The 26,180-nt window shown below is 71.2% G+C and carries 21 protein-coding genes; 14 read left to right on the top strand and 7 right to left on the bottom strand.

The window, feature by feature from the left end:
• Positions 1-32: 32 nt before the first annotated feature.
• A complete protein-coding gene (locus tag ACIQJT_RS23230; RefSeq protein WP_365455277.1) occupies positions 33-950 on the bottom strand; it encodes a LysR family transcriptional regulator in 918 nt (305 codons plus the stop codon).
• 88 nt (positions 951-1,038) lie between these two features.
• On the opposite strand from ACIQJT_RS23230, the gene ACIQJT_RS23225 reads away from it, so the two are divergent.
• Complete coding sequence (locus ACIQJT_RS23225) at positions 1,039-1,869, top strand: oxidoreductase (RefSeq protein ID WP_402646295.1); 831 nt, start codon at positions 1,039-1,041, stop codon at positions 1,867-1,869.
• Between the two features lie 10 nt (positions 1,870-1,879).
• Here ACIQJT_RS23225 and ACIQJT_RS23220 read toward each other — a convergent pair whose 3' ends face one another.
• The gene (locus ACIQJT_RS23220) at positions 1,880-3,055 is read right to left on the bottom strand and encodes a serpin family protein (RefSeq protein ID WP_402646292.1); all 1,176 of its coding nucleotides are present in this window, start codon (positions 3,053-3,055) and stop codon (positions 1,880-1,882) included.
• Positions 3,056-3,139: 84 nt separating this feature from the next.
• Here ACIQJT_RS23220 and ACIQJT_RS23215 point away from each other — a divergent pair, with 84 nt between their 5' ends.
• From ACIQJT_RS23215 to ACIQJT_RS23190, 6 genes are all read left to right on the top strand, one after another.
• Positions 3,140-4,396, top strand: coding sequence for a DUF4190 domain-containing protein (locus ACIQJT_RS23215; protein WP_402646289.1), 1,257 nt, complete (start codon positions 3,140-3,142; stop codon positions 4,394-4,396).
• 147 nt (positions 4,397-4,543) lie between these two features.
• Positions 4,544-5,296 (top strand): GntR family transcriptional regulator, encoded by a 753-nt coding sequence (locus ACIQJT_RS23210; RefSeq protein WP_053850675.1) that lies wholly within the window; start codon positions 4,544-4,546, stop codon positions 5,294-5,296.
• Positions 5,297-5,608: 312 nt separating this feature from the next.
• A complete protein-coding gene (locus ACIQJT_RS23205; RefSeq protein ID WP_365455265.1) occupies positions 5,609-5,800 on the top strand; it encodes an SPOR domain-containing protein in 192 nt (63 codons plus the stop codon).
• Between the two features lie 44 nt (positions 5,801-5,844).
• A complete protein-coding gene (locus ACIQJT_RS23200) occupies positions 5,845-6,309 on the top strand; it encodes a (deoxy)nucleoside triphosphate pyrophosphohydrolase (protein ID WP_402646285.1) in 465 nt (154 codons plus the stop codon).
• Positions 6,310-6,404: 95 nt separating this feature from the next.
• Positions 6,405-6,812, top strand: coding sequence for an ATP-binding protein (locus ACIQJT_RS23195; protein WP_365455259.1), 408 nt, complete (start codon positions 6,405-6,407; stop codon positions 6,810-6,812).
• A gap of 281 nt (positions 6,813-7,093) precedes the next feature.
• Positions 7,094-9,718, top strand: coding sequence for a SpoIIE family protein phosphatase (locus ACIQJT_RS23190; RefSeq protein ID WP_365455256.1), 2,625 nt, complete (start codon positions 7,094-7,096; stop codon positions 9,716-9,718).
• On the opposite strand, the gene ACIQJT_RS23185 is transcribed toward ACIQJT_RS23190, so the two are convergent.
• Complete coding sequence (locus ACIQJT_RS23185) at positions 9,715-11,040, bottom strand: hypothetical protein (protein WP_402646281.1); 1,326 nt, start codon at positions 11,038-11,040, stop codon at positions 9,715-9,717. The two genes, ACIQJT_RS23190 and ACIQJT_RS23185, sit on opposite strands and share 4 nt — an antisense overlap.
• 134 nt (positions 11,041-11,174) lie before the next feature.
• Here ACIQJT_RS23185 and ACIQJT_RS23180 point away from each other — a divergent pair, with 134 nt between their 5' ends.
• The gene (locus tag ACIQJT_RS23180; RefSeq protein ID WP_402646278.1) at positions 11,175-12,365 is read left to right on the top strand and encodes a hypothetical protein; all 1,191 of its coding nucleotides are present in this window, start codon (positions 11,175-11,177) and stop codon (positions 12,363-12,365) included.
• Positions 12,366-12,408: 43 nt separating this feature from the next.
• A complete protein-coding gene (locus ACIQJT_RS23175; RefSeq protein ID WP_402646275.1) occupies positions 12,409-13,383 on the top strand; it encodes a phosphotransferase family protein in 975 nt (324 codons plus the stop codon).
• Here the strand turns inward: ACIQJT_RS23175 and ACIQJT_RS23170 are convergent.
• From ACIQJT_RS23170 to ACIQJT_RS23155, 4 genes are read right to left on the bottom strand one after another with little or no spacing between them, the layout of a single operon-like run.
• A complete protein-coding gene (locus tag ACIQJT_RS23170; RefSeq protein ID WP_365455247.1) occupies positions 13,358-14,134 on the bottom strand; it encodes a succinate dehydrogenase/fumarate reductase iron-sulfur subunit in 777 nt (258 codons plus the stop codon). The two genes, ACIQJT_RS23175 and ACIQJT_RS23170, sit on opposite strands and share 26 nt — an antisense overlap.
• On the bottom strand, positions 14,131-16,059 hold the full coding sequence (locus ACIQJT_RS23165; protein ID WP_365455244.1) for a fumarate reductase/succinate dehydrogenase flavoprotein subunit: 1,929 nt from the start codon (positions 16,057-16,059) through the stop codon (positions 14,131-14,133). Before ACIQJT_RS23165 ends, ACIQJT_RS23170 begins: the two co-directional genes overlap by 4 nt.
• Positions 16,059-16,895: a hypothetical protein gene (locus ACIQJT_RS23160; RefSeq protein ID WP_402646270.1), complete on the bottom strand. Its 837-nt coding sequence runs from the start codon at positions 16,893-16,895 to the stop codon at positions 16,059-16,061. Before ACIQJT_RS23160 ends, ACIQJT_RS23165 begins: the two co-directional genes overlap by 1 nt.
• A gap of 19 nt (positions 16,896-16,914) precedes the next feature.
• Complete coding sequence (locus ACIQJT_RS23155) at positions 16,915-17,205, bottom strand: hypothetical protein (RefSeq protein ID WP_053852419.1); 291 nt, start codon at positions 17,203-17,205, stop codon at positions 16,915-16,917.
• A gap of 298 nt (positions 17,206-17,503) precedes the next feature.
• On the opposite strand from ACIQJT_RS23155, the gene ACIQJT_RS23150 reads away from it, so the two are divergent.
• From ACIQJT_RS23150 to ACIQJT_RS23130, 5 genes are all read left to right on the top strand, one after another.
• A complete protein-coding gene (locus ACIQJT_RS23150) occupies positions 17,504-19,777 on the top strand; it encodes an ABC transporter family substrate-binding protein (protein WP_402646268.1) in 2,274 nt (757 codons plus the stop codon).
• 126 nt (positions 19,778-19,903) lie between these two features.
• Positions 19,904-21,811 carry a translational GTPase TypA gene (gene typA / locus ACIQJT_RS23145; protein WP_053852417.1) on the top strand — a complete coding sequence of 636 codons (1,908 nt, stop codon included), beginning with the start codon at positions 19,904-19,906 and terminating at the stop codon, positions 21,809-21,811.
• A gap of 372 nt (positions 21,812-22,183) precedes the next feature.
• A complete protein-coding gene (locus ACIQJT_RS23140) occupies positions 22,184-23,203 on the top strand; it encodes an ABC transporter permease (RefSeq protein ID WP_365455235.1) in 1,020 nt (339 codons plus the stop codon).
• A gap of 99 nt (positions 23,204-23,302) precedes the next feature.
• Positions 23,303-25,096 (top strand): ABC transporter substrate-binding protein, encoded by a 1,794-nt coding sequence (locus ACIQJT_RS23135; protein WP_365455232.1) that lies wholly within the window; start codon positions 23,303-23,305, stop codon positions 25,094-25,096.
• A gap of 99 nt (positions 25,097-25,195) precedes the next feature.
• The gene (locus ACIQJT_RS23130; RefSeq protein ID WP_402646262.1) at positions 25,196-26,173 is read left to right on the top strand and encodes an ABC transporter permease; all 978 of its coding nucleotides are present in this window, start codon (positions 25,196-25,198) and stop codon (positions 26,171-26,173) included.
• The last annotated feature ends 7 nt before the right edge of the window (positions 26,174-26,180 follow it).

Below are 26,180 nucleotides of genomic sequence, written 5' to 3'. Positions count from 1 at the left end.
CGGCCCTCCCGGACAGCGTAGGTCACGCCCCGTCAGACCGGCTTCGCCCCCGCCACCCACCGGCAGGCCTCCGCATACGCCCGCACCAGCGGCCGTCCCTCGTCCTCCCTGCGCCAGGCCAGCGCGTATCTGCTCGGACCGATCCCGCGCACCGGCCGGGTGACCACGCCGCCGAGGGTGATCAGGGGGGCGTTGCCGGCGGCCACGAGGCAGATGCCCAGGCCCGCGACGAGAGCCTCGTACGTCTCCTCGGTGCCCGCGATCTCCGCACCGACGCGCGGCGGACGGCCGGACCGTTCGTCGGCGGCGAGCCAGAAGTCGCGCAGGGGCCCCGCGCTCGGCGGCAGGGCGAGGAACGGCTCGTCGGCCAGGTCGGCGAAGTCGATCTCCTCGCGCGCGGCGAGCGGGTGGCTGTCGGGGAGGGCGACCAGCCGGGGCTCCTCGGCGACCACCGTCCACCCGTACCGTTCCTCGTCCGGCAGCGGCAGCCAGACGAACGCGACCTCGGTCCCGCCGTCCGCAAGACCCGCGGTCGGGTCCTGCCAGCCCATCTGCCGCAGCCGTACGACCGCCTCCGGATGCGTGGCCGTGAAGCGGGAGCGGATCGCGGGGAGCAGGCCACCGCGGCCGGGGCTGGTGCTCATGCCCACCACGAGCGTGCCGCGCCCCTCCGCCCGGGCCGTCGCCATCGCGGCGTCCGCCGCCGACCAGGCGTCCAGCACCCGCGCGGCGTGCGGCAGCAGTGCCTCACCCGCCTCGGTGAGCAGCACACCCCGCGGGCCGCGCCGGAACAGCTCCACCCCCAACTGCCGCTCCAGCGCCCGGATCTGCTTGCTCAGCGCGGGCTGCGACACGTACAGCCGCTCGGCCGCGCGCGTGAAGTGCAGCTCCTCGGCCACCGCGAGGAAGTAGCGCAGGTCCCGTACATGCACGTCGGTCGTCATAGCCATCGGTTATCACCATGGGTCTTGGACGGGCAACCGGCTCGCGCAGCAGGCTGGTCGGCGACACGGACGGTGGGATCACGAGGAGTTCCTCATGAACAAGGTGTGGCTGATCACGGGCGCGAGCAGCGGGTTCGGGCGGGCGATCGCCGAGGCGGCCCTGGCCGACGGCGATGTCGTGGTGGGCGCTGCCCGCAGGCCCGAGGCGCTGGACGACCTGGTGGCCGCGCACCCCGACCAGGTGGAGGCGCTGCGCCTGGACGTGACGGACACGGCCGCCGCGGAGGCCGCCGTACGGGACGTGGTGGCCCGGCACGGGCGGATCGACGTGCTGGTCAACAACGCGGGCCGCACGCACGTCGGGGCCTTCGAGGAGACCACGGAGGACGAACTGCGCGACCTGTTCGACCTGCACGTCTTCGGGCCGGCGGCGCTGACGAGGGCGGTGCTGCCGTCCATGCGCGAGCGGAGGTCGGGGGCGATCGTGCAGATGAGCAGCATGGGCGGGCAGATGTCCTTCGCGGGCTTCTCGGCGTACAGCGGGACGAAGTTCGCGCTGGAGGGGCTGTCCGAGGGACTCGCCGACGAGGTGCGGGAGTTCGGCATCAAGGTGCTGATCGTGGAGCCGGGCGCCTTCCGCACCTCGCTGTTCGAGGCGGACCGTGCGGGCGTCAGCGCCGACAGCGGGATCTACGCCAAGGTGAGCGAGACCCGCGGGTTCGTCTCCGGTGGCGACGGCACCCAGGCCGGCGACCCGGCGAAGGCCGCCGCCCTGATCCGCGCGGCCCTGGACGCCGAGGAGACCCCGCTGCGGCTGCCCCTCGGTGACGACGCGGTGACCGCCGTGCTCGACCACCTCGACGGCGTACGGTCCGACGTCGCCGCCTGGGAGAAGAGCACCCGGGCCACGAGTTTCGACGACTGAGACCGGCTCGTCACCGCGGCTCGTCCACCCACCCCGCCGCCAGCACCAGCCGCGTCTCCCGGTGGACGGCGAGAAAGCCGAAAGGGCGGTCGAAGGCGGCCGTGACCACGGTCGACGTGCGGCCGGGCGGGGACGGCGGCGCCCCGCCCGGCGCCGCCGCGACCGCCGTCACCGCGGCCGCCTCGAAGCCGAGCGCGTCGAAGCGGGCCAGGAGGGACTGCCGGGCGGCGCCCACGGCCAGGGGCGAGGCGCTGATGCCGGGGAAGTGGCCCTGCCGCGCGTCCCGCGCCGAGGTGAGGCCGAACAGCCCGTGCAGGTCCAGCAGATCGTGGTGCGCCCGCACCTCGAACGCGGCCGTCGTCACCTCCAGCGTCGGCTGCCGGGGGACCGCGCACGGCCGCTCCTCCACCCGCAGCCCCGGCCCGGCGGACCCGTGCGGAAGCGACGCCCCCCGTACGACGGGACGCGTGCCGTCGAGCGCGGCCGTCCCCGCCGCGAGCACCTGACCGGGGGTCATGTGCTCGTCACCGAGCAGGAGGTGGACGTCCACGCCGTTGCCGCCGAGCACCTTCGCCTCGGTGACCCGGCCCTCGGGGGCGGCCGCCACGCCGATCCGGTCCAGCCGTACGCTCCTCCGGTGCAGCCCGCGCAGGGTCCGGCCCTGCCAGGGGCCCGCGGAGGGCCGCAGCGGACGTGCCTCGAAGGGCCGCTGCCAGGTGGTCCGCAGGGCGAGCGCGCTCGCCAGCACCAGGTCGGTGTCGTCCCGCACCTCCACCGGCATGCGTCCGATCAGGCCGCCGGTCCGTTTCGCGGCCCAGGCGTCCATCTCCCGCTGATCCAGGGCCGGATCGCCGGTGAGGACGCCGTGCACGTCGGCGGGCAGCCCCGACCGCCACTCCTCGCGCGGCTCCAGGGTCCGCCGCGTCCACACTCCGAGCGCCGCGTCCAGGGCCTCGGACTCGGCCAGACCCGCGAGCAACTCCCGTGCCGCCGCGCCCGCTTGCTCCGCGGGCACCCCGAGCGCACGCGCCAGCTCCGCCCGTGCCGGGCCTTGTGCCGCGTCGGCCAGGAAGGCCAGCAGCGGCCACACCCCGGCGGCCGAGAACACGGTCCCCGCCGAGCACACCCCCGCCCACCGTGCCGTGAGTCCGTTCACCGCCTGGGTCGTCCCACCCGTGATCGGCATTCCACCCCCGCCCACCCCGCGCATACCATGCGCCCTGTCGTACGTCAGTTCCCCATCACTGCCTGAACCAGGAGCACGGAACCCGTGTCCATACCCCCGCCCCCTGGGCCCCACCAGCCCGACCCCGCCCAGGGGCCGTCCCCGGCCCCGGGCCCGTACGGGCCGCCGCCGCAGGGACAGCAGCCGTATGGGCAGCAGCCGTACGGGCAGCAGTACGGGCAGCAGTACGGGCAACCCTATGGCCCGCCGTACCGGACCTGGGGACAGGGCTACAGCCCCTACGCCCGCCCCTCCTCCGTCAACGGCCTCGCCGTCGCCTCCCTGGTGCTCGGTGTCCTGTGCTGCTTCCCGGCCGTCGGCCTGGTCCTCGGTGTGATCGCGCTGGCCCAGATCAGGAAGAAGGGCCAGTCCGGCAAGGGGCTCGCGATCGCCGGGTCGATCCTGTCCTCGCTCGGACTCGCCCTGTGGGTGACCGCGCTCGCCACCGGCGGACTCTCCGAGGCCTGGGACGGCTTCAAGAAGGGCGCGACCGAGGGCACGGCCTTCTCCGTGGTGAAGGGCCAGTGCTTCGACGCGCCGGGCGGATCACTCGAAGGCCTGACCTACGACGTCGAGGAGGTGCCCTGCGCGGGTGAGCACGACGGCGAGGTGTTCGGCGAGTTCAGGATGACCGGCTCCGCCTTCCCGGGGGACAGCGCGGTCTCCGCCGCCGCCGACGAGAAGTGCTACCCGCTCCAGGACACCTACGCCATGGACACCTGGGCGCTGCCCGAGGACGTCGACGTGTACTACTTCGGCCCGACCCGGCAGAGCTGGCGCCTCGGCGACCGCGAGGTCACCTGCATCTTCGGCAACACCGACGACAACGCGACCCTGACCGGCTCGCTGCGCGCCGACGAGACCACGCTCGACACCTACCAGGTGGCCCTCCTCAAGTCCCTCAACAGCCTCGACGCCGTGCTGTGGGAGGAGCCCGAGGACTACCCGGAGGACGACCTGCCCGGCTACCTGGACTGGTCGCGGGACGTCCACGACGGGCTGGACGAGCAGATCAGGGCGCTTCGCGCGCAGACCTGGCCGACCGGCGCCGACAAGCAGGTCGCGGCCCTGGTGAAGGACATGGAGGACGCCCGCGACGAGTGGGCGAAGGCGGTGGACGCGGCCGAGGACGACGACGTGGACGCCTTCTACACCCACTACGACAAGGGGTACGAGTACGTCGACGGCCCCAGCACGGTCACCGCACGCAAGGCTCTGGGGCTGGCCACGAAGCGGCCGGCGTACGACGAGGAGGGCGGCGACGGGAGCGAGGAGTCGAGCGGCGGCGAACTCAATGTGTGATCGCCGCCATAGCGGGGAGAAAGTGCCTGCGTAAAGCCCACCACCGGCACATGTCATCACATCGAGTGATTCTCTGGCCTTTGCTTGCATGGGCGAACCCACGGTTGCCAGGCTGTTGCTGTCTGTACAACCTGATGGGAGCGGCCAGTGACATTCGGTGAGCAGCCGGCGTACCTGCGCGTCGCGGGTGATCTCCGCAAGAAGATCGTCGACGGTTCGCTGCCACCGCACACCCGTCTGCCGTCCCAGGCCAGAATCCGCGAGGAGTACGGCGTCTCGGACACCGTCGCGCTGGAGGCCCGCAAGGTGCTGATGGCCGAGGGTCTGGTCGAGGGCCGCTCCGGCTCCGGGACGTACGTGCGCGAGCGTCCGGTGCCCCGCCGTATCGCCCGCTCCGGTTACCGTCCGGCCTCCGGCGCCACGCCCTTCCGGCAGGAGCAGGCCGACGGGGAGGGGCGCGGCACCTGGGAGTCCAGCAGCCGGCAGACCGAGGCCCCGGCGGCCGTCGCCGAGCGGCTCGCCATCCGGCCCGGGGACCGGGTCATGTGCACGAAGTACGTGTTCCGGGAGGCCGGGGAGCCGATCATGCTCTCCACCTCCTGGGAGCCCCTGGCGGTGACGGGGCGCACTCCGGTGATGCTCCCCGAGGAGGGCCCCCTCGGCGGCATGGGCGTGGTCGAGCGCATGGCCGCCATCGACGTCGTCGTGGACAACGTCACCGAGGAGGTGGGCGCCCGCCCCGGCCTCGCCGAGGAGCTGCTCGCCCTGGGCGGTGTCCCCGGGCACGTCGTCCTCGTGGTCCACCGCACCTACTACGCCTCGGGCCGTCCGGTGGAGACGGCCGACGTGGTCATTCCGGCCGACCGCTACCGGGTCGCGTACCACCTTCCGGTGAAGTAGTGCGCTCCCCGGGGAAGTTGCCCCGGGCGAACACTCAACCGGCCCACGGGCGAACGCCGTTCGAATTCGGCCGTTCTCGCAGGTCGACACCGCTGTCCCGGAGGCGTCCCTGAGCGGAGGCACCGCCCGCCACCGGGGGCGTGTTCACGATGCGCGCCCCTGTCGAAGGCGTCCGTCCTGGCTGGTTGCGTACCTCTTTGTGAAAACGCGTATTCGCTGCGTAAAGGTTGGGCGTAGGCTCGGGCATATGCGGATTGCGGTTTCCTTATCGGGTGGGGCTCGACGCAGGTCGGGAAGGAGCGGTGGGGCGCGGTGAACGACGGCACGATCACTCTTCCCTGGCTCGTCATACGACAGGACGACAACGGCAATCGCTACCGCGTGGGCAGGTACGCGACCCGGGCGGAGGCCCAGAAGATCGCGGACAGTCTCGACGCCCGCGGCCACAAACAGCTCTACTGGGTCGAGCGCATCGGCCCGAACGGCGTGAGCTCGGCTGACTGAGGCAGGCCGAGGCCGGCCGGGGAGCCTCCCGTAGGCTCCGGCGCATGACGGAACGGATCGTGGTGGTGGCCGCCGCCCTGTACGACGGCGACCGCCTCCTCGCGGCCCGCCGCAGCGCCCCGCCCGCCCTGGCCGGCCGCTGGGAGCTGCCCGGCGGCAAGGTGGAGGAGGGGGAGTCCCCCGAGGCGGCCCTCGTGCGCGAGCTCCGGGAGGAGCTGGGTGTGGAGGCCGAGACGCTGGAGCGCGTCCCTGGTGAGTGGCCCTTGAAGCCCCCGTACGTCCTCCAGGCGTGGACCGCTCGCCTGCTGCGGGGCTCCCCGCAGCCCAGGCCCCTTCAGGACCATGACGAACTCCGCTGGCTGACACCGGACCGGATCCGGGACGTGGACTGGCTCGACCAGGACGTGGAAGCCATCGGCGCGCTGGAGGCCCTCAGGAGCGCGGGCAACTGCGCGACAAGCCCCCGCGAAGCCGCACACGCGCGACGGCAGGCACCGCCGGGCTCTTAGGCGCCCTGCTTACGCCATTCGGCACGGTACCGCACCCCTGATATCGGGTATGTGCTCCTTAACCCCACGAAAGCGGACATGGGCTGGCCCGGGATGTGATCGGCGTGATCGACACCGAAGGCGACTGCGCCAAGTGGACGTTCCCGGCGGACCCGGGCGCCGTGCGCGCGGCCCGGACTGCCGTCCGGGACCGGCTGACCGCCTGGCGCCTCGACGGCCTCGCAGACATCGCCGCGCTGCTGGTCAGCGAGCTGGTGACCAACTCGCTGCGGCACGCCACCGGCCCCATCGGCGTCCGGCTGGTGCGCCCCGAAGGTGCCGGCGGCGTCCTCCTGGTCGAGGTCTCCGACCCCCTCCCTGACCCGCCCCGCGAACGCGTCGCCGGCCTCGACGACGAGAGCGGCCGCGGTCTGCAACTGGTCGCCCGTGCCGCCGACCGCTGGGGCACCCGTCCCGGCACGTCGGGCAAGACGGTCTGGTTCGAGCTCTCGACGCCGGGATGAACAGGATCTGATCGCGGTGCGGAACGCCGAGAACACCTGTACGGCACCTCGTCCGCTGTCCATCGACTGGTTCAGGCCAGTGGCGGTTGTCGGCAGACGTGATTCGACGTCGTGTCCGCTGGTTAGAAGACTGGAAGTGTTGTCGCAGCCCGGACCGAAAACCGTCGGGATCGTGCTGTGATCGTGAACACCGTGTTGTGCGGCGCCGTAGTGCTGGATACTGCGGGCAGCCGCCCCCGGTGACCGGTACCGGACGCGGTGAGCTGGAGGGGACGGTTCGCGTGAGCGAGATACCAGCGAAGGCCACGGAGTCGAAGGACCCGTCGGACGGCGCGAGGGCGGAGGCCGCGGATGCCGTGGCGGACGTCCGTCAAGGCGACGCGCCGTCCGGGGACGCCATGTGGCAGAGCAGCCCGCCCGGCTCGATCTACGACTACATCAAGGTCGCCTCCTTCTCCATCGGCCCCGACGGTCTGGTCGACCAGTGGAGCCTGCGCGCCGAGCAGCTCTTCGGCATCCCCGCCGAGCACGCCGTCGGCATGGACCCCATCGAGGCCTTCATCGACCAGGACCTGCGTGCGCAGGGCCAGCGCAAGATGGCGGAGATCCTGGACGGCCGCGAGTGGACGGGTGTGGTCCCCTTCCGGGTGCCCGCGTCGGCGGCCGACGGCGAGTGCGGCCGGGAAGGTCTCGCCGAGGTCTACGTCATGCCGACGCGGACCGAGGAGGGCGAGAAGGCCGCCGTCTGCATCGTCGTGGACGTGCGCACGCTGCGCAGCATCGAGACCGACCTCGCCGCCTCGCAGGCCATTTTCGGTCAATCTCCTTTCGGGTTCGTGCTGATCGACCCCGAGCTGCGGGTCCGCCGCGTCAACTACCGTTTCGCCTCCCTCTTCGGCGGCACCCCGGACGACCACCGGGGCAAGGGCGTCCACGACTACCTGCCGCGCCCCGAGGCCGAGCGGGTCACCGCGACCCTGCGCCGGGTCCTGGAGACCGGCGACTCCATCACGGACATGCACGTCACCGGCTTCCTGCCGGGCTCCGACGAGCGCCGCCACTGGTCCATCAACCTGTACCGGGTGCGCAGCGGGTCGGGCCGGCCCATCGGCATCGCCTGGCTGGGAACCGACATCACGGCCCGTCGCGCCGCCGCCCGGGAGGCCGCCGCCGCACGGCGCAATCTCGCCCTCCTGAACGAGGCCGGTGCCCGCATAGGCAACTCCCTCGACCTGGAGACCACGGCCCGCGAACTCCTCGACGTCGTCGTCCCCGGCTTCTGCGACCTGGCCACCGTCGACCTCTACCAGGGCCTGCTGGCCGGTGACGAGACCCCGCCCGGCCTCGCCGACGGCAGCGCCGAACTGCGCCGGGTCGCCTTCGCCAGCGCGGTCTCCGACGCCCCGTTCGCCGGCTCCGGCGTCCCCGTCTCGGTCGGCGCGGTCCACCACTACCCCTTCAACTCGCCCTGCGCGGACGCCCTGCGCACCGCCCGGCCGCAGTACATCCCGGCCGAGGAGGGCGGCCTCGTGCAGTCCACGCTCGCCGTGCCGATGGTCGCCCACGACACCGTCGTAGGACTCGCGCAGTTCTCGCGGACCAAGGGCAGCGAGCCGTTCGGGGACCGGGACCGGGATCTCGCGGTGGAGCTGGCGGCGCGGGCGGCGGTCTGCATAGACAACGCCCGCCTGTACCGGCGGGAGCACGAACGGGCGCTGATACTCCAGCGGTCCCTGCTGCCCCCCGGCGACCCGGTCGCCTCCGGACTGGACATCGCCTGCCGCTACCTGCCCGGCAACTCCTCCGCGGACCGCCCCAGCGAGGTGGGCGGCGACTGGTTCGACGTCATCGAACTGCCCGGACACCGCACCGCGTTGGTGGTCGGCGACGTGATGGGCCGCGGTCTGCGCGCGGCCGTGGCGATGGGCGAACTCCGCTCCGCCGTGCGCACCCTGGCCCTGCTGGACCTCGAACCGGCCGAAGTCCTCTCCGCGTTGGACGAGATCGCCCGCGGCCTCGGCGCCCCCGGCGGCGTCCAGCAGGCCACCCGTGCGGCCCGCCGCCCCCGCGAGGCGGACCTGTCCGAGGTGTACCTCGCGACCTGCGTGTACGCCGTCTACGACTCGGTGACCCGCCGCTGCACCTTCGCCAACGCCGGCCATCTGCCGCCCGTGCTGGTCGAGCCCGGCGAGGACGCGCTGATGCTCGACGTGCCGCCCGGCATGCCGCTCGGCGTCGGCGGCGAGCCCTTCGAGGAGGTCGAGGTCGAACTGCCCGAAGGCGCCCTGCTCGCGCTCTACACGGATGGACTGGTCGAAAGCCGCGATCACCCCCTCGACGAAGGGCTCCAGGCGTTCGTGGGGGCGCTCACCGACCCCTCCGCCCCGCTGGAGGACGTCTGCGACCACGTCCTCAACACCCTCGACACCCATCACGGCGAGGACGACATCGCGCTGCTGATGGCACGTGTCCAGGGCCTGCCCGCCGAGTCCGTCGGGGACTGGACGCTGCCGCGCGAGCCGCGCAGTGTGGGCCGGGCCCGCGAGTACGCCCGCGGCCAGCTGCTGAGCTGGGACCTGGAACCGCTGGTCGACACCACGGAACTCCTGGTCAGCGAGCTGGTCACCAACGCCCTGCGGTACGGCGAGGGAGACATCCGGCTCCGGCTCCTGCTGGACCGCACCCTGGTCTGCGAGGTCTGGGACTCCGGCCTGGTCCAGCCGCGCCGCCGCCGCGCCCGTGACACCGACGAGGGCGGCCGGGGCCTGCAACTGGTCGGCCTGCTCAGCGCTGCCTGGGGCTCCCGGCGCACCCCGCGCGGCAAGACGGTGTGGTTCGAACTGCCGCTGCCGGACGGGGAGAACGGCATGGTGGACCCGGCGGAGGCCCTGCTGAGCCTGTTCTAGGCGGAGTGCCCGCGCAGGCGTACGTCCCGTTCGGCGAGCTCGCGCGCCTCGCGGGCCAGCGCGTCCGCCCGCGGCAGGTCGTCGGCCGGCCGCGCCTGCGCCAGCAGGACCCGGGGCGCGGCACCGACCGCCTCGCGGTGGACGGTGACGTAGTCGTCCGCCGCGGCCAGCGACTCCCGGGCGGCCAGCAGCGCGGCCAGTGTGAGCACCCCGGACCGGCCGGTCGCCAGGGGCGCGGTCGCGTGCACGATCCGGCGCAGCACGTCCAGCGGGTCGTACGGCTGCCCGGAGGTCGTCTCCCGCCGTACGGCGGCCAGGACCGCGTCCGCGTGCAGGAGCCGGGCGTACGTCTCGCCCTCGTACGCGGTGCCGTCGCGGTGGGGGGCCAGTTCCGCCTCGGCGCCCGTCAGGGCCGGCGGGATCAGCCGGGCGGCCTCGGTGTGCGTGGCGCGCAGCCGGGCCACGGCCGTCACCAGGGCGTCCGCCCGGGCGATCGCGGTCTCCGCCGCGCGCAGGTGGCCGGCCGCCTCGTCCGGCCTGCCGGAGGCTGCGGTCTGGTGGGTCTGGTTGAGGTGGACGGTGGCGCTGACCAGGCTGTCCTTGGCCAGCTCGACGTACCCGGTGACCGAGTCGTCCGCGAGCGCGGTCTCCGCCCCGGCCGTACGGGCGGTCAGGTCGCGGAAGCGGGTCTCGGCGGCCGCCAGGGCCGCGCCGGGATCACGCTCCAGCCCCCGCAGGGCACGCAGGCTCTCCGCCGCCCCGGTCAGTCGCCGCCCGGCCTCCTCGCAGCGGCCCACGACCCCGGCGAGCGCGGCCGCCTCCTCCGGTACGCCCTCCTCGTACCGCCGCCGTATCGCGCACGCCGCCGCCAGCTCGGCCTGCGCCGCCTCGGCCGCCCCGGCGACGGGGGCCACCGCCTCCGGGCCCAGTTGGGCCGCGGCGAAGGCCAGTTCCTCACGGAGGGTGCGCAGCCGGTTGTCGGCGTCGACCAACGCGGCCCGGGAGCGCTCGTCGAGGTCGGCGAGCGGGGGCGTGGCCGCGGGCGACGGCCAGGCGCCGACGTGGGACGTGCCGGCGGCCGCCGGTGTCGTACGGCTGCGGGCGCGGCGCCTCCGGCGGACCGTGCCGTAGGCGGCCAGCACGACCACCACGACGAGGGCCGATACCGGCAGGACGAGGTCGGTGCCGGAGGACTCGTCCTCGGTCGCGGCGGCGCTGACACCGGCGCCTGCAACCGGAGTGTCGTCGTTGATCGTCATCCACAGCAGCACCAGCCACACGACCCCGGCCACCACGCCCAGCAGGGCGTGCGCCACTCGCACGCGTATGTGCGAGCGGCCCCGCCGCGGTCGGCCCCGTACCAAGGATGGCGTCACATTTCGGAGCGTATGGGCCGCAATGCGGGGGCGCGAGCGGGGCGGGGACGGTCGGGGGTGGGCGAGCGGACGGGGAGCGGGTGTCACAGGCGCGGGGCACAGGGACCGACGGGGACCGGTGGTGGCGACGACGTCCACGTCCGCAGCAGGGGCGAAGGTCACCGACCCCAGAAGCGCGGGGAACCGCGCGACCGGCCCCCGCTCCGCCGCGGCTGACCCGCGGGGAGGGCGCCGACGGGGCGGAGCCGGGGAAGCGGGCGCCGGGACTCGGGCGCCGCCTGCTCCGCCGGGCAGCCCTCGGGCTCGCGCTCCTCGTCCTCGTCCCCCTCCTGTCCGTCGCTGTCGCCCTCCGCCTCAACTACGCCGGCGACCCCGCCGACGGCACCCGCACCCGCGGCAAGGACGCGGTCTGGCTCGGTCACGCCTGGGTGGACGGCCGGAGGACCGACGCCGACGCCGTCGCCCTCGCCCGGCGCCTCCGCGACACCGGCATCCGGGACCTGTACGTCCACGCGGGGCCCCTGGAGCACGACGGCACGCTGCTCTCGTCGGCGTACCCGCGGGCGGCCCGGCTGATCGGAGCCGTGCACAAGGCGGCCCCCGGCATCCGCGTCCAGGCGTGGCTCGGCGACAAGCTCGCCACCGAGAGCCCGGACGGCATGCGCCTCGCCGACGCGGACACCCGGGCCGCCGTGGTGCGGTCCACCCGGCAGGTCCTCGCCACCGGGTTCGACGGCGTCCACTTCGACCTGGAGCCCCTGCACTCAGGCGACGAGCACTACCTCGGCCTCCTCGACGCCCTCCACCGGGTCACCCGCGCCCGTGGCGTGCCGCTCTCGGTCGCCGCCCACCAGATCGACCCGCTGCCCGCGCTGCACTCCGTCGCGGGGACGCTCGCCGGACACCCCAAGTGGTGGTCGCAGGCATTCTTCGGTCAGGTCGCGCGCCGGGTCGACCAGATCGCGGTGATGTCGTACGACACGAGCACCCCGCTGGAGAGCCTGTACGGCGGTTACGTGGCCCAGCAGACGTCCCTGGCCCTGGAGGTCACTCCCGGGTCCACCGACCTGCTGATGGGCCTGCCCTTCTTCCACGAGAACAAGCTCGGCCACCGGGCCGCGGCGGAGACCGTCCCCGCCGCCGTCCGGGGCGTGCGCCTCGGACTCTCCCGCACGGACGCGGACCGCGCGAACTTCGGAGTGGCGCTGTACGTGGACTTCGCGGCCACGGAGGGGGACTGGGCGGCGTACGAGCGGGACTGGGTGCGCTGAAAACCACGGGCGCCCGGCGGCTCCCCCTGGGAACATCCCCCGAATGACCGCCACCCGCAGACACCTCACCCGCACCGACCTCGCCCCCCTCGCCCGCGCCGCGACCGGACGCACCCTCACCGGAGTCACCCGACTGCGCGGCGGCACCAGCAAGGGGGTCTACCGGCTCGCCCTCGACGACGGCGGGAGCGTCGTCGCCTACGTCTGGTCCGCCGACGAGGACTACTGGGACTCGGGCCCCGGCGACCCCCGCGACCCCTTCTCGTCCGGCACGGGCCGGGACGTCTTCACCGCCGCGCACGACCGCCTGGTCGCGGCCGGTGTCCGCACGTCCCGTCTGCTGCACACCGACACCGGCCGGGACGCCGTGGTCGTCGAGGACCTGCGGGGCGGCAGCCTGGAGCAGGCGCTGGAGCGGGACCCGGCCCTCGGACGTGCCGCGCTGGAGCGACTCGTCGGGGAACTGGCGGCACTGCACGCCCAGCGGGGCCCCGCCTTCGGCAAGGTGGGACTCGTCGACGGCGGCGGTACCTCCGCGGCCGTTTCGGCGGCCCGGCGCGTCACCGACGGCGCCCTGCGCGACATCGCCCGGGCCGCCGCGAGGGACGGACGGATCGCCGCCGTACGGGAGGAGGCCGAGGAGGCCGTGCGGCGGCTGGCCGAGGCCGTGCGGCCCCGGGACCGGCACGTCCTGGTCCACGGCGAACTCGGCCCCGACCACGTCCTGTTGGACGACCGGGGGCGGCCCGCGCTCATCGACGTCGAAGGGCTGATGTACTTCGACGTCGAGTGGGAGCACGTCTTCCTGCGGATCCGCTTCGGCCCGCACTACGACGTCCTGCGCGCCCCCGGCCTGGACGAGGACCGGTTGCGCCTGTACCGCCTCGCCATGCATCTGTCGCTGGTCGCGGGGCCCCTGCGCCTGATCGAGGGCGACTTCCCGAACCCCGGGTGGATGCGGGAGATCGCGGAGCACAACCTCGGCGAGGTGCTCACTCTGCTGAGGAGCGCCTCCTGATCTTCGAGCCCAGCCACACCAGCGGGTCGTACTTGCGGTCGACGGCCCTTTCCTTCAGCGGGATCAGCGCGTTGTCCGTGATCCTGATGCCCTCGGGGCACACTTCCGTGCAGCACTTGGTGATGTTGCAGTAGCCGAGCCCGTGCTCGTCCTGGGCCGTCTTCTTGCGGTCCAGGCCGGACTCCTCCGCCGCGTCCAGCGGGTGCATGTCCAGCTCCGCCACCCGCATGAGGAAGCGCGGGCCCGCGAACGCCGTCTTGTTCTCCTCGTGGTCGCGCACGACATGGCAGGTGTCCTGGCACAGGAAGCACTCGATGCACTTGCGGAACTCCTGCGAGCGGTCCACGTCCTCCTGCATCATCCGGTACTCGCCGGGACCGAGATCGGCCGGCGGCACGAACGCCGGGACCTCGCGCGCCTTCCGGTAGTTGAAGCCGACGTCCGTGACCAGGTCACGGACGACCGGGAAGGCGCGGAGCGGAGTGACGGTGATCGTCTCGCCCTCGGTGAAGACCGACATGCGCGTCATGCACATCAACCTCGGCCGCCCGTTGATCTCCGCCGAGCACGAACCGCACTTGCCGGCCTTGCAGTTCCAGCGGACGGCGAGATCGGGCGCCTGGGTGGCCTGGAGGCGGTGGATGATGTCGAGGACCACCTCGCCGTCGTTGACCTCGACCTTGAAGTCCTCCAGGTCGCCGCCCCCGACATCGCCCCGCCACACCCTGAAGTGGGCCGTGTAGCCGCTCATTCGTACAGCTCCTCTTCGGCGAGGTACTTGACCAGCTCCTCCTTGTCGAAGAGGGCGAGCAGGTCGGCGCGGATGGGTTCGGTGGTCTCACGGGCGAGGTCGATCTGGCCCCGGACGGGGTCGGTCGCCGCCAGCCCGCCCGTGGGGTCGGTCAGCCGGCACAGCAGGTTGATCCGGCGCCACTCGCGGTCCATCGCCGGATGGTCCTCGCGGGTGTGGCCGCCGCGCGACTCGGTCCGCTCCAGCGCGGCCCGTGCCACGCACTCGCTGACCAGCAGCATGTTCCTGAGGTCCAGCGCGAGGTGCCAGCCCGGGTTGAACTGCCGGTGCCCCTCGACCCCGGCCCGCCGGGCCCGTACCCGAAGCTCCGCGAGCTTCTCCAGGGCCTGCTCCATCTCGCCCTCCCGGCGGATGATGCCGACCAGGTCGTTCATCGCCTGCTGGAGCTCCTGGTGCAGGGTGTAGGGGTTCTCCGGGGGCCCCGCGGCGGGCTCGGCGGCCTCCGCCGAGAACGGCCGGAGCGCCTCGGCCGCCGCCGCGTCGACCTGGGTCTCGTCCACGGCGGGCCGTGCCGTCGAGGTCGCGTACTCCGCCGCGTGCCAGCCCGCCCGGCGCCCGAACACCAGCAGGTCGGACAGGGAGTTGCCGCCGAGCCGGTTCGAGCCGTGCATGCCGCCCGCGACCTCACCGGCCGCGAACAGCCCCGGCACCCCGCGCGCCGCCGCCGTGTCCGACTCGACCGCGATGCCGCCCATCACGTAGTGACAGGTCGGCCCGACCTCCATCGGCTCGGCCGTGATGTCGACGTCCGCCAGCTCCTTGAACTGGTGGTACATGGAGGGGAGCCGACGGCGGATGACCTCCGCCGGCATGCGCGTCGACACGTCCAGGAAGACCCCGCCGTGCGGGGAGCCGCGGCCCGCCTTCACCTCGGAGTTGATCGCGCGGGCGACCTCGTCGCGGGGGAGCAGCTCGGGGGGACGCCGGTTGTGGTCCGGGTCCTCGTACCAGCGGTCGCCCTCCTCCTCCGACTCGGCGTACTTCTCCTTGAAGACGTCCGGGACGTAGTCGAACATGAACCGCTTGCCCTCGGAGTTGCGCAGCACCCCGCCGTCGCCGCGGACCGACTCGGTGACGAGGATGCCCTTCACCGACGGGGGCCAGACCATGCCGGTCGGGTGGAACTGCACGAACTCCATGTTCAGCAGGGGCGCGCCCGCGAGCAGCGCCAGCGCGTGCCCGTCGCCGGTGTACTCCCACGAGTTCGACGTCACCTTGAAGGACTTGCCGATGCCGCCGGTCGCGATCACGACGGCCGGGGCCTCCAGGACGAAGAAACGGCCGGTCTCACGGTCGTAGGCGAAGACGCCCGAGACCCGGCTGCCGTCCTTCAGCACCCGGGTGACCGTGCACTCCTGGTAGACCTTCAGGCGGGACTCGTAGTCGCCGGTCTCCCGCTTGTCCTCCTGCTGGAGCGAGACGATCTTCTGCTGGAGGGTGCGGATCAGTTCGAGGCCGGTGCGGTCGCCGACGTGGGCCAGGCGCGGGTACTCGTGGCCGCCGAAGTTGCGCTGGGAGATCCGGCCGTCCTTCGTGCGGTCGAACAGGGCGCCCCAGGTCTCCAGCTCCCAGACCCGGTCCGGGGCCTCCTGGGCGTGCAGCTCGGCCATCCGCCACTGGTTGAGGAACTTCCCGCCGCGCATGGTGTCGCGGAAGTGGACCTGCCAGTTGTCGTTCTCGTTGGCGTTGCCCATGCTGGCCGCGATGCCGCCCTCGGCCATCACGGTGTGCGCCTTGCCGAACAGCGACTTGCAGATCACCGCCGTACGGGCGCCCCGCTCGCGGGCCTCGATGGCGGCGCGCAGGCCCGCGCCGCCTGCGCCGACCACGACGACGTCCCACTCCTGACGGTCGACCACGGACATCAGAAAAACCTCGGATCGTCGAATGCGCCGGAGGCGACCAGGAAGACGTAGAAATCGGCCAGTGCCACGCTCACCAGCGAGGCCCAGGCGAGCTGCATGTGCCGGGCGTTCAGCTTCCCGACGATCTGCCAGGCCCGGTAGCGCACGGGGTGCCGGGAGAAGTGCCGGAGCTTGCCGCCGACGATGTGCCGGCAGGAGTGGCAGGAGAGGGTGTACGCCCAGATCAGCACGATGTTGACCAGGAACACCAGGGTGCCGAGGCCCATGTGGCCCCACGCGTAGTGCTCGTCGCGGAAGGCGAGCACGGTGTCGTAGGTCAGGATGCCGGCGACCAGGATCGCGGCGTAGAAGAAGTACCGGTGGATGTTCTGCAGGATCAGCGGGAAGCGGGTCTCACCGGTGTACTTCTTGTGCGGCTCGGCCACCGCGCAGGCCGGCGGGGACGCCCAGAAGCCCCGGTAGTAGGCCTTGCGGTAGTAGTAGCAGGTCAGCCGGAAGCCGAGCGGGAAGATCAGGATGATGATCGCGGGGGAGATCCCCCACCAGCCGCCGAAGATCTCCCAGTTGGGGCCGTGGCGCATGGGAGCGCAGCGCTCGGCCAGGCAGGGGGAGTAGAACGGCGAGACGTACGGGGCCGCGTAGTAGTCCGTGTCGGCGAAGGCCCGCCAGGTCGAGTACACGATGAAGGCGAGCAGCCCGGCTGCCGTGGCCGCGGGCGCCAGCCACCAGCGGTCGGTGCGCAGGTGGGGGGCGTCGATCGCGGCGCGCGTACCGCCGCGTACGCCGCCGCTCACGGTATGGGATTCGGTGTCGGGGGGTTCCGTACCAGTGGCCAACGCTTGACTCCGGTCGGGTTCAGGGGGCTCGGCGGTCGCGGGCGCCGAGTCCCTCGTCGTCCGAGTCCGTCCACAGGGTGTTGTCGTACGGGGTGTCGGAGATGGAGACGAGATCCGGGCGGCGGGCCTTGGCGAGCGCCGGGTCGGTCTCCCGCAGCAGGGCCAGGCTCTCGCGCAGGCGGTCGGCGTCGAGCCGCACCCGCCGCATCTCCAGGCCGCTGCTGCCGAGCTGCTGCTCCAGACGCTTGACGTACCTGAGCACTTCGTCGAGCGAGCGCTGGGCCGCAGCCAGTTCGTCGTTCACGGACATGACGTGACCTCACTTCCGTGGGCGGGGATGCCCTGGACGGGAACGGTCATGCGCCTGCGAGTGTTGCGCGTCACACCTGCCGGTGTGAAGGGACGTGCATGGATTGGCGGATCGTGTGCCTCCGTGCGCGCCCCTCGTGCGCCGTCGATTGCGCCGCACGGGTGGGCTTCCCGGTCGTTGTCGCCGTGTCGCCGTCCGTTGCCGAACCCTTTCCTCTTCAGTGACCGCATAGATGTGATCAGCTCCATATACCGCCAAAAGTGATCATAACGCCCGCGGCTCCCGGAGGTAAGCAGAGATGTCCCACAACGGCGTCGCCCTGCGCGCGGTCACGCGCTCGGTCGGCTTCCTCACCGCGGGCGCGCTCGCGGTGACCGCCCTCTCCGGGTGCAGTTCCGAGGAGAAGAGGAGCAAGCCGCTCGCGGAGCAGGACATCGCGCCCGCCGCCCGCGACCGGGTCGCCGACGGCGGCACCCTGCACTGGGCCGTCGACGCCGTCCCCGAGACCCTGAACACCTTCCAGGCGGACGCGGACGCGACCACCACCACCGTCGCCCAGGCCGTCCTGCCCTCGATGTACCGGCTCGACGCGAACGGGCGGCCGCAGGTCAACCCCGACTACCTGGAGTCGGCCGAGGTCGTCGAGACCGAGCCCCGCCAGGTCGTCCTGTACAAGCTGAACCAGCAGGCCGTGTGGAGCGACGGCCGGGAGATCGGCGCCGCCGACTTCGCCGCCCAGTGGCGCGCCCTGTCCGGCAAGGACTCCGCGTACTGGACCGCCCGCAACGCCGGCTACGAGCGCATCCAGAAGATCGAGCGCGGCAAGAACGACCTGGAGGTCCGGGTCACCTTCGCGCGGCCGTACGCCGACTGGCGCTCGCTGTTCTCGCCGCTGTACCCGAAGGACGTCATGGGCACCCCGGACTCCTTCAACGACTCCGCCCGCAAGAAGCTCAAGATCACCGCCGGTCCCTTCCAGGTGAAGAAGGTCGACCACAAGGAGGACGAGGTCACCCTCACCCGCAACCCGCGCTGGTGGGGCCACCCCGCCAAGCTGGACGGCATCGTGCTGCGGGCCGTACCGCGCGACGAGCGGACCGCCGCGCTGGCCGCCGGCGCGATCGAGCTCGCCGAGATCGACCCCGAGGCCCTCGACCGCATCAGCCTCGCCGCCCGCGCGGGAGTGAAGACCGGCAGCAGTCCGGTCGCGGGCCCGGGCGGCCTGCCCGCGCACCGCTCCGACAGCAACCTGGGAGCCGCCGACGCGCTGCGCTCCTGGGCCGACGCCCATGAGGACGACCAGGACGACGAGGGCGACGAGGACGGGGAGCTCAGCGCCCGGCAGAAGGAGCGCAGGGCACTCGCCGCGCAACGGCGCGAGCAGGCGGCGCTGAAGAACTTCGAAGTCCGCAAGTCCCTGGAGCCCGCCTACACCCAACTCGCCCTCAACGGCGCCTCGGGCCCGCTCGCCGACGAGCGGGTGCGCCGGGCGGTGGCCCGCGCCATCGACCGCAAGGCGCTGGCCGGGGTGGTCCTCTCCCCGCTCGGGCTGCCCGCCGTGCCGGTCGGCAGCCACCTCGCGCTCTCCGGCCAGGACGCCTACGCCGACAACAGCGGCGCACTCGGCGGCCAGGACGCCGAGGAGGCCAGGGCGCTGCTGGCGGACGCCGGGTGGGTGCCGGGCGGGCCGGTCGAGAAGGAGAAGAAGAAGGGCGACAAGGCGGCGGGGACCGAGGGCCGGAAGGCCGGAGGGGACTCCGAGCAGGACTCCGACGGCGAGAAGGCCGGAGGGGACTCCGAGAAGGGGGACGACGGGACCTACGTCGTCGGTGAGGACGACAAGAGCGACGACAAGGACCCCAAGGACCACCGCGGGGGCGGCGACGGCCCGCGCCATCTCGCCCAGGACGGCAAGCAGTACGCGAACAAGCTGAGACAGGGCGGCGCGCCGGGGGCGTACGCCCCCAGGGGCACGGCGGCTCCGGCCGACGCGGCGACGAAGGTCCTGGCCAAGAACGGCAAGGCGCTCGCCCTGCGGTTCGTGCTCCCGTCCGGGCCGGGGTCCGGGACGCTGCGCACGGTGGCCGGGCGGATCTCCGTGATGCTGGAGAAGATCGGCATCCGCACCGAGATCTCCAAGGTCTCCGACGAGAGCTACTTCAAGGACCACATCGCGTCCGGGCAGTACGACCTCGCGCTGTACTCCTGGCCCGCGTCCGCCTTCCCCGCCACCGACGCCCGCCCCATCTTCGCGAAGCCGGTGCCGGCCGCGGACGGGTCGCTGAACGTCGAGCAGAACTACACCCGGGTCGGCACGGACCAGGTGGACCAACTGTTCGACGAGGCCGTCGGCACGCTGGACGAGGGCAGGAGCCGGAGCCTGATCCGCAAGGCCGACTCCCGCATCTGGGCCGCCGCCGGATCCATCCCGCTGTACCAGCGGCCCCAGCTCACGGCCGCGAAGAAGGACGTGGTGAACGCCGGTTCCTTCGGCTTCCAGACACCGGTCTACGAGGACATGGGCTTCCTGGCGAAGGGGGCGAAGGGGCCCGCCGCCCCCCAGCGGGGCTGAGCCCGGCGAGCCCCCACCCATGAGGCAACGTACGATGGGGTGAGGCCGTGGCATGTTGAGCCCGGCAGGGTCCGCGTAACACAGACGTACGCGTCGGCCTTCCTCACACTCCAGGAGTACGCCTTCATGGCCACGCGCCACGACATCCGCAACGTCGCCATCGTCGCCCACGTCGACCACGGCAAGACGACCATCGTCGACGGAATGCTGAAGCAGGCCGGTGCCTTCGCCGCCCATCAGCTCGACTCGGTCGACGACCGCATGATGGACTCGAACGACCTGGAGCGTGAGAAGGGCATCACGATCCTCGCCAAGAACACGGCGGTGAAGTACCACCCCAAGGACGGGGGGGACGTCATCACCATCAACATCATCGACACCCCCGGCCACGCCGACTTCGGCGGCGAGGTCGAGCGCGGTCTGTCGATGGTGGACGGTGTCGTCCTCCTCGTCGACGCCTCCGAGGGCCCGCTTCCGCAGACCCGCTTCGTGCTGCGCAAGGCCCTCCAGGCCCGGCTGCCCGTCATCCTCTGCATCAACAAGACGGACCGCCCGGACGCCCGGATCGACGAGGTCGTCAACGAGACCTACGACCTCTTCCTCGACCTGGACGCGGACGAGGAGCAGATCGAGTTCCCGATCGTCTACGCCTGCGGCCGCGACGGCATCGCCTCGCTGACCAAGCCGGAGAACGGCACGGTCCCCGCCGACTCCACCAGCCTGGAGCCGTTCTTCTCCACGATCCTCCAGCACATCCCGGCCCCGACCTACGACGAGGAAGCCCCGCTCCAGGCGCACGTCACCAACCTGGACGCCGACAACTTCCTCGGCCGTATCGCGCTGCTCCGCGTCGAGCAGGGCGAGCTGCGCAAGGGCCAGACGGTCGCCTGGATCAAGCGCGACGGCACCATCAGCAACGTCCGGATCTCCGAGCTGATGATGACCGAGGCGCTCACCCGCAAGCCCGCCGAGAAGGCCGGCCCGGGTGACATCTGCGCGGTCGCCGGTATCCCCGACATCATGATCGGCGAGACCCTCGCGGACACCGAGAACCCGATCCCGCTGCCGCTGATCACGGTCGACGAGCCCGCGATCTCGATGACCATCGGCACCAACACCTCGCCGCTGGTCGGCCGCGGCGGCACCGGCAAGGGCGCCGACGCGAAGTCCGCCGTCAAGGACCGCAAGGTCACGGCCCGTCAGGTCAAGGACCGCCTGGACCGCGAGCTGATCGGCAACGTCTCGCTGCGCGTCCTGGACACCGAGCGCCCCGACGCCTGGGAGGTCCAGGGCCGTGGTGAGCTGGCGCTCGCCATCCTGGTCGAGACCATGCGCCGGGAGGGCTTCGAGCTGACCATCGGCAAGCCCCAGGTGGTCACCAAGGAAGTCGACGGCAAGGTGTACGAGCCCGTCGAGCGCATGACCATCGACGTGCCCGAGGAGCACATGGGCGCGGTCACGCAGCTCATGGGCGTCCGCAAGGGCCGCATGGACAACATGTCGAACCACGGCTCCGGCTGGGTGCGCATGGAGTTCGTGGTGCCCTCCCGCGGCCTGATCGGCTTCCGCACGGAGTTCCTGACCCAGACCCGCGGCACCGGCATCGGGCACTCCATCCACGAGGGCTTCGAGCCCTGGTTCGGGACCCTCCAGACCCGCAACAACGGCTCGCTGGTCGCCGACCGCTCCGGTGCCGTCACCGCCTTCGCGATGACGAACCTCCAGGAGCGCGGTGTGCTCTTCGTGGAGCCCGGCACCGAGGTGTACGAGGGCATGATCGTCGGCGAGAACTCCCGCGCCGACGACATGGACGTCAACATCACCAAGGAGAAGAAGCTCACCAACATGCGGTCGTCCACGGCCGACGTGTCCGAGTCGATCGTCCCGCCGCGCAAGCTCTCCCTGGAGCAGTCCCTGGAGTTCTGCCGCGACGACGAGTGCGTCGAGGTGACCCCGGAAGCGGTGCGCATCCGCAAGGTCAACCTGGACGCCCGCGAGCGCGCCCGCGCCGCGAGCCGCGCCAAGCACGGCTGACCCGACCGCCGGCGACCGTCGGCAGCCCGGTTCTCCGACACTCGGGGAACCGGGCCTTCGGTGTGCCCGCGAAAACCTGTCCGCGATCTATGAGACACCGTCCGGATATCGGTAAGGGCCCGATCGTGTTTCGGACATGTGAACCGAAATCCATTGCGGTATGTCCGTTTTGACGGCCTGTCGGCTCGCGTGTCAAGCGCGACCAGGTGTCAATCTTTGCAATTTTTCCTCAAAATATGGTCGGTAGGGAGATCCCTATGTCTTCCGCCCTTGACGCGCGTTGAACACTTTGGCGAAAGTTCCCCCAAACCACAGAACCTGCCGGTATCTGTGCTGCGCTCAACTCTCCAACCCCCCGGGGGAAGTACACACATGACCAGTCCAGTCGCCTTGGACCCCGAGCTCGAGTCGAACGCCGAGCCTGTCAAGGCCGAGCAGAAGCTCGAGGGTCGTTCTCCCGGCCAGTTGATGTGGCAGCGCTTCAAGCGCGACCGTACCGGTGTCATCTGCGCCGTGGTAGTGATTTTGTACTTCGTGGTCTCGCTGCTCGCGCCGCTGCTGGTCAAGCTGAGCGGGACCGACCCGTACACGCTGTACGGCCAGGACCCGACCTACGCGGACAAGCCCATCCTGGACCAGTTCGGTCTGCCCCTGGGCTACTTCGGCGGCGTCTCGGGAGACCACTGGTTCGGGGTGGAGCCGCAGTACGGCCGTGACCTGTTCGCGATGCTCGTGTACGGCATGCGGACGTCGCTGTTCATGGCGCTCGGCGTGACCGTCCTGCTGATGGTCACCGGCGTGATCATCGGTCTGATCGGCGGCTACTTCGGCGGCCGTACCGACTACTGGATCGGCCGGGTCACCGACTTCTTCCTGTCCTTCCCGCAGCAGCTCTTCTTCATCGCCTTCATGCCCGTGGTCACCGCGTTCTTCGTCGACCCGCGGGAGGAGACCCCCACGTACTTCCGCGCACTGGCGATGCTGATCGTGCTGTGGCTGCTGGGCTGGATGGGCATGGCGCGCCTCGTGCGCTCCACCGTGCTGTCCCTGCGCGAGAGGGAGTTCGTCGAGGCCGCCAAGGTCTCCGGCGCCTCCCCCTGGCGGATCGTCCGCAAGGAGATCCTGCCGAACGTGGTGACGCCGATCCTGGTGCAGTTCACGTACCAGCTGCCCAGCACCATCCTCACCATCGCCTTCCTTTCCTTCGCCGGAGTCGGGTTCGTCGAGCCGACCCCGGACTGGGGACGACTGTTCGCCGCCGCTGCCAACTACACCGAGCAGGACCCGGCGTTCCTCTTCTTCCCCGGCCTGGCGCTGGTGATCTTCGTTCTGGCCTTCAACCTCCTCGGAGACTCGGTCCGGGACGCCTTCGACCCCAAGTCCGGGCGGTAACTCGTCCATTGGTGGGGGGTGGCTGCCGCCCCCGCGTCGGCCTACCAGCCGCGTCAGGCAGTACTCATGGATAACAACCGACAGGTAGGTATTCGCCTCATGAAGCCCATCAGTTCGCGCAGAGCGCGCGCCGTCGTCGTCGCCCTCGCGGCCGGTTCCCTGGCTCTCACGGCCTGCTCCAAGAACGAGGGCGGCGACTCCGGTACCGACTCGAAGAAGGACCAGAGCGAAGCGTCGGTCCAGTCCAAGGCGGTCACCTACGCCGACGCCGCGGGCTCGACCGGTCCGGCCGAGGAAGTCCCCGGCGCCAAGCCCGGCGGCACGATCAACGTCTACCAGGAGGCGGGCGTCTCGCACCTGGACCCGGGTCAGATCTACGTCTCCGACGCGGGCCAGGTCGCCAACCTGCTCTTCCGTCGTCTGACGCAGTTCAAGGAGGACGGCAAGGGCGGCGTCTCGGTCGTCGGCGACCTCGCCACCGACTCGGGCAAGTCCTCGGACGGCGGCAAGACCTGGACCTTCACGCTGAAGGACGGCGTCAAGGACCAGAACGGCAACCCGATCACGTCCGCCGACGTCCGCCACACCGTCGAGCGCCAGTACGCGAGCTTCATCTTCGACGGCCCGACCTACCTGCAGACCTGGCTGAGCGGCCCGGACTACCGCAAGGCGCTCCCGGACGGCGGCTTCGGCAAGAAGCACCTGCCGGCCTCGGTCCTGGACACCCCGGACGACAAGACGGTCGTCTTCCACTTCGACACCGCGCGTCCGGACCTGCCGCAGACGCTGGCCATGGCCGGCTACGCGATCGTCCCGGAGAAGACGGACACGAAGGCGGCGTACGACAAGGCCCCGGTCGCCACCGGCCCGTACAAGATCGTCTCGAACAAGGTGGGCAAGGAGCTCGTCCTCGCCAAGAACACCAACTGGGACCCGAAGACCGACTCCGTCCGCCACCAGTACGCGGACAAGTTCGACTTCCAGTTCGGCATCACCGAGTCCACCCAGACCAAGCGTCTGATCGCGGACCAGGGCGCGGACAAGAACGCCATCCAGTTCACCGGCGGCGTCGAGTCCACGCAGATCCAGGACGTCATCGGCAACCCGGCCGTCAGCAAGCGCACGGTCAAGGGCTACCAGCCCTACGTCATGCAGCTGACGTTCAACCTCGACCGGGTCAAGGACATCAAGGTCCGCCAGGCCATCACCTACGCGGTCAACTCCAAGTCCCTCATCGCCGGTGAGGGTGGCGCGTACGGCGGCGACGTGGCCCCGAACTACTTCGCCCCGACCCTGCCGGGCTACGAGCCCAACTACGACCCGTACGGCCGTCTCAAGATGCCGCAGGGCAACATCGCGAAGGCCAAGGAGATCCTCAAGACGGTCCCCGCGGCCGAGAAGAAGGTCGTCTTCGCCTACGCCAACAGCGAGGCGGGCCAGAAGCGCAAGGTCGCCATCGAGGACGCCCTGACCAAGGTCGGCTTCGACGTCGTCTCCAAGGAGGTCGACGCGGCGAGCTACTACGAGCAGATCGGCAAGCTGAAGAACCCGTACGACATCTACATCACGGGCTGGGGCCAGGACTGGCCGTCGCCGGGCACGGTCATCACGCCCATCTACGACGGCACCCAGGTCGCCGACGGTTCCTCGAACTACTCGCACGTCAAGGACCCGAAGGTCGACGAGCTGATCAAGAAGGCCCTGTCCCAGGACCCGACCGCGGCCGCCAAGACCTGGAAGGAAGCCCAGCACTACCTGCTGGAGAAGGTCATCCCGGCTGCCCCGCTCTGGTACACCAAGCAGTTCCAGCTCTCCGGCTCGAACATCGGCGGTGCCCGCTACGGCTCGGTGTCCAGCCTGATCGACATCACCCGCCTGTACGTCAAGTCGTAACTCTCTACGGCTGATCGCGGGGGCGCGCACCAGGCGGAGCGCGCCCCCGCACCTCCGTGAATCCTCCCCACCGTCTCCGCAGAGAGCAGCCCTCCCGCCATGTTTCAGTTCATCGTCCGGCGCACAGTCGGTGCCCTGGTCACCCTGTTCCTCATCGGCGCCGCTTCGTTCTTCCTGTTCGTCGCCGCGCCTTCCGACTACGCCTCTCTGGCCTGTGGCAAGGACTGCTCTCCCGCGAGACTGGAGGACATCCGCCAGGCTCTCGGTCTCAACCTGCCGATCCACCAGCAGTTCTGGGACTTCATGTCCGGCATCGTGCTGGGCCGTGACTTCCCGACCGGGCACTGCAGCGCGCCCTGCCTCGGCCAGTCGTTCTACTCGGGCGACATGGTCTGGTCGACCATCATGGACCGCTTCCCGACGACCCTGACGCTCACCGCGGGCGGTGCGATCGTCTTCGTCGTCGTCGGTGTCGGGGCCGGCATGCTCGCCGCCTACCGGCGCGGCACGCTGGTCGACAAGGTCGCCACCGGTGTGTCCATGGTGCTCAGCTCGTTCCAGATCTACGTGCTCGGCCCGATCGTCCTGCTGATCTTCGTCTACAGCACGGGCTGGATGGACAACCCCGCGTACCACCCGATCACCGAGAACCCCTGGAAGTGGTTCACCGGGATGCTCCTGCCGGTCCTCGTGATGGCCACCATCTTCACCGCGCAGTACACGCGTATGTCGCGCTCCTCGATGATCGAGCAGCTCGCCGAGGAACACGTCCGCACCGCCCGCGCCAAGGGCATGTCGCAGAAGTACGTGTTCTTCCGCTATGCCTGGCGCGGCTCGATGATCCCGATCGTCACCGTCCTCGGCATCGACATCAGCGCCATGCTCGGCGGCGCCGTCGTCACCGAGCTGACCTTCTCGCTCCAGGGGATCGGCCGCCTGGCCGTGGACGGCGCGGTCCACAAGGACCTGCCGCTCACCTTGGGTGTCCTGCTGTTCGGTGCCTTCTTCATCCTGATCGTCAACATCCTCACCGACATCGCGTACGCCCTCATCGACCCGCGCGTCCGTCTCTCCTAGGAAGAAC

Origin of the sequence: Streptomyces sp. NPDC091972, from assembly GCF_044756385.1 — a bacterium.
GTDB lineage: Bacteria > Actinomycetota > Actinomycetes > Streptomycetales > Streptomycetaceae > Streptomyces.
This window is presented reverse-complemented; position numbering and strand designations above follow the sequence as displayed.